The following is a 10,535-nucleotide window of genomic DNA, read 5'->3' as shown; positions in this document are numbered from 1 at the left end:
AGTGATGCGATAATCCGCTACGCAGAGCAGCGGAATTACGCTCCAACGAAAATGCCTCCCATTTCATCAACATTGATTGCCGTATGCCCCATTTTGTAAAATCAGATTTCCGAAATGCTGAATTGGTGAGGTAATACCGATGAAGTTCAAAGTTGCCTGTATCCAGAATTGTGCGACTGACGATCTTGAAGCGACGATCGCTGACACCGTTGAATTGACACGTCGAGCGTACGACGCAGGCGCTCAATTGATATGCCTGCCTGAGTTTTTCTCATTTCTGAATCTGGATTCCGCCGGGCTCCATGTCGCACCTTTCCGGGAAGCCGATCATCCGACACTTGCAGCTTATCGAGAACTTTCCGAGGAGCTGGGCATCTGGATTCTGTTGGGATCGATCGCAGTTTGGGATGACACGGGCAAAAAGCGAAACCGCTCGATCCTGCTCGGCCCGGACGGACAGATCGCTTCACGCTATGACAAGATCCACATGTTTGATGTGAACCTTCCCAATGGGGAGGTCTATCGCGAGTCGGATGTGTTCGTACCCGGTGACAAGGCCGTTACCGCACAACTGCCATGGTGCAAGCTGGGTCTGACCGTGTGTTACGATCTTCGATTTCCACACCTTTTCAGATCGCTCGCACATGCGGGTGCAGGTGTGATCTCAGTACCGGCGGCCTTTACCAGGACAACCGGACAGGCCCACTGGCATGTCATGCTGAGAAGCCGGGCAATCGAAACCGGTGTCTATATCGTGGCGCCGTGCCAATACGGTGATCATGGCAAGGCCAGGACTTACGGCCATTCCCTGATCATTGACCCCTGGGGAAGAATTCTTGAGGATGGCGAAGAGGAAAGAGGCTATATAATTTCAGAAGTTGACACTGAAGCGGTGGGCAAGGCTCGGCAGATGATTCCAGCACTTGATCATGATCGCGATTACAGCAAGCCCGTTCAGCGCCTCCTTCGGGAAGTTTCCTGAACGCATGCCAAGCGGATTGGTGCAATTCGACCTTATCGACACTGAAAATGGATTGAGAACATGAGTGAGACAGTACTGAACACCCTGATCGTTCTACCGATCGTGATTACCTTGGTGATATTGTTCGGATTCCGGGGGAAGGGTCCCTCAACGGTGGATGACGACTGATGCCGCGAGCGGCAGCTTTCCGTCTCAGCAGTATCGAACAAAAATTCCTGCCCGGAGTTTCGGGTCAAACCAGGTAGACTTCGGCGGCATGACCTGACCGGCGTCCGCGACATCGATCACTTCCTGAATCGCAGTATCGACGCAGGCAAACCCGACCTGCCAGTTTTTCCTGCAACGCTCAATCAGTCCTGCCATTCCCTCAACGCCCGGGATATAGTTGAGGCGCTGGTCAGACCTCGCATCACGTATACCGAGAATCGGGGAGAGTACCCTCTGCTGCAAGACTGATACGTCCAGCGATCCCGCCGGGTCGTCTTGCGGCACCATCGACTGAGGTATTTGGAGACTGTAAACCTGCTGATTGACGATCATTGTCACTTCCCGGGCATTGCTGGGCAGAAGCTGATCAGCGTCTTGCAGATCGCGGGGTTCGACACGGATACCAGCTGATTCGATGGCACTTAGGAATTGCGTGTGTTCCAGCCCGTTGAGGTCACGGACGCAGCGGAAATAGGAGTAAATTCTCAGCTGACTTTTCGGAAAAAGCGCCACAAACATCTGATCAGCTTTGGAGCCCTTGACCTTAGCGCCTTTTTGTTTTGCGGCCTTGGCGAAACGCACTGCCGACGCGGACCGATGATGACCGTCAGTGAGGTAGGTGTACTCAATGTCCTCGAAGCTGCGCTGCAACTGCCTCTCGACTTCCAGGTCGTCCACTCGCCAGATCGTCTGTTCCACATCGTCCCAAGCCGAGAAATCGAGAATCGGCGCCTTGCCCATGACATCGCGCTTTGCCTCAGAAATCTCATCTGTATCAGCATAGGCAACGCAGATGGGGCTGGAAGTGACGCCGACTGATTGCTGATACCGAACCAGCATATTCTCTTTCTCAATCTGCGTATCCTCATGTTTCTTGAGTTTTCCCTCAACAAAATCACTGACTGGCATATCTGCGATCAGCCCGGTCTGTTCGTGACCGCCTGCGCGAAGTCTGTATAGGAAATAGGACGGTGAAGCGGTTTTCTCGTATACGTCATTCGCCATCAGCAGGTTGAAATGATATTTGTTGTATTCGAGTATCTCGTTCAGCGTCGGCGGTGAGTCAGGATACTCTTCCAGTGTGCGCATCACATTGACGTAGTTGTCGGGATACTTCTCGGCAAACTCGCGACGCTCCGAAGGGAGCATCGCATCGTATGCCGGGGTGACCACGCTTCGTGCGCGAGCCGGATTGACCACATAGCCATCAAATTTGGAAATGACAGGCATGACGTGCTATGTTCCGATAATCAGACTCGGGATCGCTCAGGAGTTGGCGGTGTAAAAGTCACTCATCAGGTTCGCCAATGCCTCAGCGCCTTGCATTGGCATGGAATTGTAAATGCTGGCCCGCAGTCCTCCGACACTTCGGTGCCCCTCAAGGTTCACCAGGTTGGCTGACGCTGCCAATTCGAGAAATTTGTCCTGCAATTGCTCACTTGGCAGGCGGAAAACCACGTTCATCAGGGATCGACTCTCCCCCTGCACGGGACAGTCATAGAATCCGTTGCTGGCATCAATCGCGTCGTACAGCAGGCCCGACTTGACCCGGGCGATCTTCGCAAACTCATCGACTCCGCCGCGTTCCTTGTAGTACCGGAGCACTTTACCTGCGACGTATATTGCGAACACACTGGGTGTATTGAACCGCGAACCGCTCTCATGATGCCGACGATAGTCCAGATAACTCGGCAGTTCACGCGGTCTGTACTCAAGTGCAGACTTTCTGACGATGACCAAGGCGACTCCGGACGGTCCGATGTTCTTCTGCGCGCCACCGTAAGCGACATTGATCAGATCCCAGGGTATGGGTCTGGAAAGGTAATCTGACGACATGTCCGCAACCAGAGGCACACCGAGGTCCGGCCAGTCATAAAGTCTCACCCCGCCGATTGTCTCGTTGGTGGTCACGTGCAGGTAAGATGTATCAGATTCAAGCTCGATCTCGTCAGCCCCAGGCGAGCTGGAAAAATTACCGTCGCTGCCATCCCAGGCCGAATATACATTCCCGTAGATACTGGCATCTTTCATCGCCAGTTTTGCCCAGTGTCCGGAATTCACAAAGCCCGCCTTGTCATCCGGAGCCAGGAGATTCATCGCTGACATCGCAAACTGCAGCGTCGCCCCGCCCTGTATCAGCAGAACAGTGAAGTCGTCCGGCACCCGCAACAATTCGCTGACAAGCTCAACCACTTCATTGTGCACTTCATCGTAGTGCCTGCCCCGATGGCTGTGTTCGATGAGAGACATCCCGCTATCTTGGTAGTTGAGCAGTTCAGAATGGGTCTCTTCCAGAACCTCATATGGCAATGTACAGGGTCCGGGACAAAAGTTATAAACACGATTCGGCAAAGCTCACCTCCGGTGGTCAATTCAATATGGTTGCAAAGATTTACTGGTTTACCTGATTGATGATGTCGCCCCTTGAGAAGGCATTGACAATCTCAATGACACCGTCCGCCACCGCATCCTGAGCCTGATCGGTGGACGCACCGATGTGATGTGTTCCATAGACATTTGGATGTCGCGCCAGCTGCGAGTTGAATTCACCGCTTGAAGCACCGGGTTCGTTGGCGTAAACATCCAGTCCAGCTCGCAATCCCTTGCTGTCCAGGGCCGCAAGCAACGCCTGTTCATCGACTACATCGCCGCGGGACGTATTCAGCAAAACCGCATCTTCGCGCATCCAGCCGAGAAACTCCTCGTTGACCAGATGTTTCGTACCTGGCGCGGCGGGCACGTGTATGCTGACGATGTCGCTTTCTGTTACGAGTTGCTCGAGGCTGTCGACCGTCTGTACCGCGAGTGCCTGCATCTGTTGCAGCAGTTCAGGTGAGCGGCCCGGCTTGTTGATCATGATGACTTTCAGTCCAAATGCGCTGGCACGCTGCGCAACTGCCATACCGATTGATCCGGCACCTACAATACCAATGGATCGTCCAAACAGTCCCCTGGCATTGGAAAAGGTTTTTTTGTTCCACAGTCCTGCTTTCAGTTCCCTTATGTTGTCCGGGATTCTGCGATCGATCGACAGCAGCAGACCCAGCGCAAGCTCAGCGACCGCAATCGCATTCTTGCCTGGCACGTTGCACACCGCAATCCCCTTGTCTTTCGCGGCTTCCTTGTCAATGGTGTTGGTTCCGGCACCGGCTCGGATCACCATCTTCAGCTGATCTGCCGCATTGAGCGCCGGCTTCTCGACCTTTGTACCGCGTACCACCAGCACCTCAAAACCTGCAATCGCATCAGGAATATCATCTGCCTGCAGGTCAGGCTGAAAACTCGTTTGGTGACCATCGCCCTGCAACTGTTCGAGTTGCTGGGACGGGAACTTGTCTGCAAAGAGGATTTTCATCTAATACCTTTGGATCTTTGATCTAAACGACATCGGGAGAAACTTACGATTAACCCAGCATGACTTCCCGCTTGCTGGAAACAGAATGAATCGATCAAGCACTGACAACGCATTTCGCAGGAAAAACCGCCAGAAATCCGGCCCAGGTACCCGGACGGGAAACAGAAATCGCGATTATACAAACAACTTCAGATTGCTTATTGAAATTTGGACGGACTTCCATTTTTCCACTTGAAACCGTCGCCTCAACTGATGAACCCCTGGTGTCGGGTACGGTCAAGGCATCCTGAAACGGTATCAGGACGCGGCGCTCGCGCAAAGGCCGGCTCGGAACAAAAGCAAAAGGATGGTCAGGTTCGTACCGCACTGAAATGTGTCGGTCTCAGCTCACCGGCATCGACTGCCTTCATCTTCAAGGTTGAGCTTTGCAATCGGTTGGCCGCCATCTCCTCACCGAATTTCTCCACAAACCCTGATCTGCGCTCACCGCTGACTGAGGCGATCTCAACGCGCACCGCGTCGCCGTACCAACCATTTCGGTCCCGGGTGCGCACAGAACTGAAACCGACTTGCATGAGCAAACGCTTAAGCTGTGCGGCTGTGTGAAAATGAAAGTCCAGTTTGGAGAAGTCAAGCCAAGCCCGGACCCGCTCCGACTGTTCGGTTTTATCGCCACCCAGCCAGTCACTACCGACCACAACACCACCGGGGCGGAGTACACGACGGATGTCTTCGTATATTGAACGCTTGTCCTTGATGTGAACGATCGCATCTTTGGTGAACACGACATCGAATTCGGCATCGTCGAAGTCGAGCTGCCCCGGCTCGACCAGTCGATACTCAATCCGCCCGGTCAGGCCCGCAGCTTCTGTGTCCAGACGGGCCCGAGTGACCAACGTCTCGATCACATCGATTGCGACGACTTTCCTGGCTTTGTGTTCGGTCACCAGCAAACGATCAATGCCACCGATACCGCATCCTATATCGAGTACCGTCTGGCCCTCGATGCTGGTGCCGCGTAAAATCTCCCTGACCTCCTCGCGGCCGCCAGGCGACAGGAATCCATCGCCCCACATCCACTCGAGACCTCTTACAAATTTTTCGTCGTACGCCATTTGCCTGCATTCATTTCGTGAGTGATTCGCATCGAACCTATACTATAAAGGCATTTTTTTCCGATCATCAAATCGAATTCAAACCCGGATAGAGATTATCCTGTTTAGTCATGAGCAAGTTGCAACAGAGAATCGACAATAACGAATTCATCATCACATGTGAACTGACTCCGCCGAAAGGAACTGACCTGACCGCGTTGTTTGCCAAAGCGGATATGCTCAAACATCACATAACCGCATTCAATCTGACAGAATCTCACGCCGCGAGAATGGCCATGGACCCCGCGGCAGTCGCCCATCTGTTACTTGATCGCGGGATAGAACCGATTGTTCAGATGACCTCTCGCGACAAGAATCGGATCGCCATCCAGGCCTGTATGCTCGGAGCTGCCGCACTCGGAATACCGAACTTGGTGTTTATGGGCGGTGACCCTCCCAAAGCGGGCGACCACCCCGACGCCAAACCGGTTTTCGATCTTTTTGCCTCGCAACTCCTGGATGCGGTCAAAGCGATTCAGTCGGGTACCGACTACATGGGCAATGCCCTGAGCGGAACACCGAAATTCTGTGTTGGTGCGGTCGTCAATCCAGGATCACCCAATCTGGACACTGAAATCGAGAACATGTATCGAAAGATCGAGTCCGGTGCCTGTTTCCTTCAGACGCAGGCCGTATACGATACCGAACAGTTCCACTCTTTCATGGAAAAGATCGGCGATGTCGGTGTGCCGATCCTGGCAGGTGTCATTCCGATCAAGTCTGTGAAGATGGCGCGATACATGAACGAGAAAGTGCCCGGAATCACTGTGCCAGATGCATTGATCAGTCAAGTCGCAGAGCAAGGAGATGACCGTGAGCGGATCGCCGCCACCAGCGTTGAGATTTCCGGCCGGATTGTCAGCGAGCTGAGATCGATCGCAGGAGGATTGCACCTCATGGCGATCGGCTGGGAGGACAGAATTCCGCAAATACTCGAATCCGGCGGAGTCAGCCGTCAGCCAGGATAAAACGCACTCTCCTGTCCGGCATCATTCAGCCATCGCCATAGATAGTCCGCAAAGCTGCGCCTGACGACGATGTCGATTGTCAGGTCTTCAGCAGTCTGGGCCAGCAGGGTTACAGCGGTGCGCGCAAGCATGGTCTGGACACAGCAACCGGGACTGAAGTTTGACGGGTGCAAATCATAAGTCACACCCCGGCCCAGCAGTTCAATTGTCTTGGGTCCGACTGCGCGGATAATCGTCTGCGAGGCACTGATGTCGACGCAGGTGGAAAACTCATTATCAGACACAAACTCATTGAGCATCGCATCCAATGATGTCCTCACATGCGGTGGCGTGATGACCAACCATTCATCCGGACCCAGCCATGCACACAAGTTCTCCTCATGCAGGATGAAAGTATTCGGATCCAGGGGAACATCAAAACCCATCAATCGCCGGAATTTCCGACTCGGCTGGGCGTCGTCGGACTGAAACCGGACGTTTGCATAGCGCAGAAATGGCAACTCGGTCAGCACCACACCCTGCAACTCTACGCGAGGTGCATCATCACCATTGAAGGTATTCAGCGGTGAACACATTGCCAACTTTTCAGACATTGTGCCGGTCTCCCTCGCGGTCGTAAAAAATGGGACTGCAGATGGTCACGGGGACGGTTTCACCTGACATCAGGATGGAGTGGATGCGGGTGCCCATTCTGGATCGTCCGCCCTTGACCACCCCCAGCGCGATCGACCGTCCCAAAGTCGCGCTGAAATAACTTGAGGTGACATGACCGAGCATCGAAATCGGATACTCTTCGGATGGCGCTTCAACCAGTTGCGCCCCTTCCGGCAAAACCTTTTCGCCATCGTCGGTCAGCAATCCGACAAATTGCTTGCGGTCGACGCGAATACAGTCCGACCGGCTCAAAGAGCGTTTGCCGAGAAAATCCTTTTTCTTCGAGACGATCCAGTTCATACCCATATCAATCGGAGTCATCGAGCCGTCGGTATCCTGCCCGACAATGATGAAACCCTTTTCAGCTCGAAGCACGTGCATGGTTTCGGTTCCGTAGGGCGTGATGCCGAATTCCTCTCCGGCCTCGAAGACGCGCTCCCACACATATCGGCCGTAATCGCCTGGCACATTGATTTCATAAGAGAGTTCTCCGGTGAAACTGACACGGAATACCCGCGCCGGCACGCGATCGATCTCGGTGTCCTGGAAGGTCATGAACGGAAACTCAGCATTGGATGCACCCAGCGTTGGCGCAACTTTCTCGAGAACCCTGCGGGATTTCGGACCGGCAATCGCAATGACAGCCCATTGATCTGTCACCGATGTGAAATACACTTTCATCGACGGCCATTCGGTCTGACGCCACCGTTCCATCCATAACAGTACCGATGCCGCACCGCCGGTTGTCGTTGTCATGTAGAAATGATTTTCGCCGAGTCTGGCTGACACGCCATCGTCCATGATCATTCCGTCCTCGCCGAGCATCAGCCCGTATCGGCATGAGCCGACGGCCAGATTTGACCAGGCGTTGGTGTAGACATAATTGAGAAATTCCGTCGCATCCGGTCCATAGACCTCGATCTTACCCAAAGTCGAGGCATCGAGGATACCCACCTGCTTGCGCACTGCCAGGCATTCCCGGTTGACCGCCCGACTCATGGACTCCCCGGATTTCGGATAGTACCACGGCCTTTTCCACTGACCGACATTCTCGAATTCCGCACGCTGGTCGACATGCCACTCATGCATGGCGGTCTTGCGCACCGGATCAAAAAAATCCGGGCCGATTTCCCTGCCGGCGATCGCACCGAACGTAACCGGGGTGTACATTGGTCTGAAAGTCGTGGTACCGGTGCGGAGCATGTCCTGTCCGAGTTCCTCAGACACAATCGCCATGCCATTGATGTTTCCGAGCTTGCCCTGGTCGGTGCCGAATCCCAGCAGGGTGTATCGTTTGAGGTGCTCGATGGACTGGTATCCTTCCTGCAGCGCGATCTTGATGTCCTTGACAGTCGTGTCATTCTGAAAATCCACAAACCTTTTCGGTTGACGTGCGGATTTTCCTGTCGGTACCTGCCACAGTGGACTGATTGAGTACTCCTGGGGATAACGATCCGAGACTTCGGGAACCGGGGGCAAGTCAGCAACCTCATATCCAGCATTGCGTGCAGCCGAAGCCCCCGCCTGATAACCACCGCTGACAGAGTCTGCAACGGAAAAATTTCCGCACGCGGCACCGACCGACTGTTCTGCCTGAACGCAGTCGCCGGGTATGAAACACGCTCGAGCGACATCAAATACAGGTTTGGCACCGGACTGCGCGTGAAGATGTACCGCCGGACTCCAGCCACCGGAAACAGCAAGCAGGTCACAGGCAAGCGTACTTGTCGTGCCCGCCATCAATTTGCCGTCAGAGGTGATATTCGTCACTTCCACGCCCGTGATGCTTTTTTTGCCTTTGGCACATGTGACTGCGGACCCCGCAACCAGCCTGACTCCCCGTCTCGCCAATTCCTGAAACAGCGCACCGGAAACATCCGCCCGGGAATCAACGATCGCGCCGATTTCGACACCGTTGTCCAGCATGTGCAGGGCGCTGTGGTAGGCACTGTCGTTATTGGTGAATACCACTGCGTTCTCGCCCGGAGCAACCGCATAACGATTGATGTATTCCGAGACTGCCGACGATAGCATGATGCCCGGCAGATCGTTGTTGCCGAACACCAAAGGGCGTTCGATCGCGCCGGTCGCCAGAATGACCTGACCGGCCCGGACCCGCCAGATTCTCTCCCTGGCCTGATGGACTGGCGCATTCGCCAGGTGGTCTGTCACCCGTTCATTGAGCACCAGATAATTGGCATCGTAATAGCCGACCGCTGTGGTGCGTGTGAAAAGTCGCACCTCGGGACAATCCTTCAGTTCGCCCACCGCATTGTCGATCCACTCCAGTTGCGCCTGCGAGCCTGCGCGCAGGAACCCGCCGCCGAACTGATGACTCTCATCGACCATCATGACACGCGCGCCCGAGCGGGCGGCGCCAAGCGCCGCGGCCAGTCCGGCCGGTCCGCCCCCAACCACCAATACATCACACCAGGCATTGATCTTGTCATACCGATCCGGATCCGGTTCGCTACCCGCCGTGCCGAAACCGGCCGCGCGACTGATCATCCTCTCGTAGAATTTCCAACCCTTACGCGGATACATGAAGGTTTTGTAGTAAAAACCCGCTTGAATAATCGGGGAGAACCATCCCATCAGTGATGCCAGATCAAATGAGACGCTGGGCCAGCAATTCACACTCGAGATCTTCATCCCCTCATAGATCTCAGTCTGAGTGGCGCGGTGGTTGGGAATGGATCGCGCACCGCGCTCGATCTGAAGCAGTGCACTGGGTTCTTCCGCACCGCTTCCCATGATCCCCCGCGGCCGGTGATACTTGATGCTTCGAGCGACCAGTCTCACACCGTTTGCCAGCAGTGCCGAAGCAACCGTATCACCGGTGTAGCCGGTGTATTGCGTACCGTTGAATCTGAAATTGACCGGCCTTGTCCGATCGATCTGGCCACCGGTGGCAATTCGGTATCTCTGTGTCAATCCGCTGCCTCCGGTTTCGGGTCGGTGGGCTTGTAGGAAGCGCCGAACCTGTAAGTGACCGTATTTCTTTCGGCATTGAACCATCGACGGCAGCCACCGCTGTGAACCCACTGTTCGGCCTGCCAGCCCTTGGTGTTCTCGCGCATGAACAGATAATCAGCCCATTGTTGGTCGGACAGCGTCTGGGGCTGTAACGGCCGGACAATGTGCGCCTCACCGCCACAACTGAATTCAGCCTGCTCCCTGAGCCCGCACCATGGACATCTGATCAACAGCATGTA

At 54.6% G+C, this 10,535-nt stretch carries 9 protein-coding genes; 2 read left to right on the top strand and 7 right to left on the bottom strand.

The window, feature by feature from the left end; all coding sequences use genetic code 11:
• The first annotated feature begins 139 nt into the window (after window positions 1–139).
• Entirely contained in the window at window positions 140–982 is an 843-nt protein-coding gene (locus tag OXI60_01385) for a carbon-nitrogen hydrolase family protein (protein ID MDE0308472.1), read from the top strand.
• A 192-nt stretch (window positions 983–1,174) separates the two neighbouring features.
• Here the strand turns inward: OXI60_01385 and OXI60_01380 are convergent, their stop codons facing one another.
• From OXI60_01380 to OXI60_01365, 4 genes are all read right to left on the bottom strand, one after another.
• Window positions 1,175–2,419, bottom strand: coding sequence for a DUF1015 family protein (locus tag OXI60_01380; protein ID MDE0308471.1), 1,245 nt, complete (start codon window positions 2,417–2,419; stop codon window positions 1,175–1,177).
• Window positions 2,420–2,455: 36 nt separating this feature from the next.
• Window positions 2,456–3,541: a 3-phosphoserine/phosphohydroxythreonine transaminase gene (serC, locus tag OXI60_01375; protein ID MDE0308470.1), complete on the bottom strand. Its 1,086-nt coding sequence runs from the start codon at window positions 3,539–3,541 to the stop codon at window positions 2,456–2,458.
• A 40-nt stretch (window positions 3,542–3,581) separates the two neighbouring features.
• Window positions 3,582–4,544, bottom strand: a complete 963-nt coding sequence (locus OXI60_01370) for an NAD(P)-binding domain-containing protein (GenBank protein ID MDE0308469.1) — start codon at window positions 4,542–4,544, stop codon at window positions 3,582–3,584.
• 350 nt (window positions 4,545–4,894) lie between these two features.
• Window positions 4,895–5,659, bottom strand: a complete 765-nt coding sequence (locus tag OXI60_01365; protein ID MDE0308468.1) for a methyltransferase domain-containing protein — start codon at window positions 5,657–5,659, stop codon at window positions 4,895–4,897.
• Between the two features lie 110 nt (window positions 5,660–5,769).
• On the opposite strand from OXI60_01365, the gene OXI60_01360 reads away from it, so the two are divergent.
• A complete protein-coding gene (locus tag OXI60_01360) occupies window positions 5,770–6,666 on the top strand; it encodes a methylenetetrahydrofolate reductase (protein ID MDE0308467.1) in 897 nt (298 codons plus the stop codon).
• On the opposite strand, the gene OXI60_01355 is transcribed toward OXI60_01360, so the two are convergent.
• Genes OXI60_01355 through OXI60_01345 form a run of 3 tightly spaced genes read right to left on the bottom strand, consistent with a single transcriptional unit; the run spans window position 6,654 to window position 10,532 of the window.
• The gene (locus OXI60_01355) at window positions 6,654–7,259 is read right to left on the bottom strand and encodes a hypothetical protein (protein MDE0308466.1); all 606 of its coding nucleotides are present in this window, start codon (window positions 7,257–7,259) and stop codon (window positions 6,654–6,656) included. The two genes, OXI60_01360 and OXI60_01355, sit on opposite strands and share 13 nt — an antisense overlap.
• Window positions 7,252–10,254: a sarcosine oxidase subunit alpha family protein gene (locus OXI60_01350; GenBank protein MDE0308465.1), complete on the bottom strand. Its 3,003-nt coding sequence runs from the start codon at window positions 10,252–10,254 to the stop codon at window positions 7,252–7,254. The genes OXI60_01355 and OXI60_01350 overlap by 8 nt, the downstream gene beginning before the upstream one ends.
• Window positions 10,251–10,532 carry a sarcosine oxidase subunit delta gene (locus OXI60_01345; protein MDE0308464.1) on the bottom strand — a complete coding sequence of 94 codons (282 nt, stop codon included), beginning with the start codon at window positions 10,530–10,532 and terminating at the stop codon, window positions 10,251–10,253. Before OXI60_01345 ends, OXI60_01350 begins: the two co-directional genes overlap by 4 nt.
• Window positions 10,533–10,535 lie beyond the last annotated feature (3 nt).

The organism is Acidiferrobacterales bacterium (assembly GCA_028820695.1).
GTDB lineage: Bacteria > Pseudomonadota > Gammaproteobacteria > Arenicellales > JAJDZL01 > JAJDZL01.
This window is presented reverse-complemented; position numbering and strand designations above follow the sequence as displayed.